The sequence below is a fragment of the Thalassotalea sp. Y01 genome, assembly GCF_012932945.1.
Taxonomy (GTDB): Bacteria; Pseudomonadota; Gammaproteobacteria; order Enterobacterales; family Alteromonadaceae; genus Thalassotalea_A.
Genome location: NZ_JABBXG010000024.1, coordinates 1 through 690 on the forward strand (window position 1 = coordinate 1; position 690 = coordinate 690).

Consider the following 690-nt stretch of genomic DNA (forward strand, 5'->3'; position numbering starts at 1 on the left):
TTTATCGTAATACGGCATACTTTCTTCTAATGATGTAACCAAAAAAGTTAAATGATCAATCTTAAGCGGCATATTATCTCCATAGCAACTTAACGCCCCATTAAGAGGCTTTTAATTGTTGGTTAAAATGTGAAGCGAAGCGGAACCTAACCAACTGTTAAAAGTCCTGCTTGAATGGCTTGTTAGGCATTCACTCTCTATTTACCAACTTTGAAAACCCCAAAATTGCACACATACAACACTCTTCTTTTGGAGGCCATGAAACAATCAGAAAACCATTTTCCTCATTAGCTGGAATGGTAAATTCACCTTTCATTTTTCCATTTACTTCTTTGGGAAATATTTCCTGATGAGGGCTATCAGCCATGATTGAGCCTCTTTCTTTTTGAGATAGCGCCAATATTACTGTTCCGTCATTTTTATATCCGTTAACTTCTGATGGAAATTCATAGGAGTAGTGATTTTTCCCTATCTTAGTTATCTCGACTAACGCATCATACTTTTCACCTTGAATAGGTGCAAAACACGCGAACACGTTTGCCGAGAAAAATAGAAACAATAATGTAATAAAACGCATCGTCATGATTTGAATGCCTAACGCCCGGCACAGCGGGAAAATTGAAACGAGGAACGAGCGGAAATTTTTTCCGCTTGCTGCCGCTTGTTATGAAAGCCCATAGACCAGCCCAA

The 690-nt window shown here is 38.6% G+C and carries 1 protein-coding gene; it reads right to left on the bottom strand.

All coding sequences use genetic code 11. The annotated features are described in order from the left end of the window. Positions 1-190 precede the first annotated feature (190 nt). Positions 191-583: a hypothetical protein gene (locus tag HII16_RS16640; RefSeq protein WP_169131963.1), complete on the bottom strand. Its 393-nt coding sequence runs from the start codon at positions 581-583 to the stop codon at positions 191-193. Positions 584-690: the final 107 nt, after the last annotated feature.

Excerpts from the sequence above, each read along its gene's own strand:
- HII16_RS16640 (WP_169131963.1), bottom strand. The coding sequence starts at position 583 with ATGACGATGCGTTTTATTACATTATTGTTTCTATTTTTCTCGGCAAAC.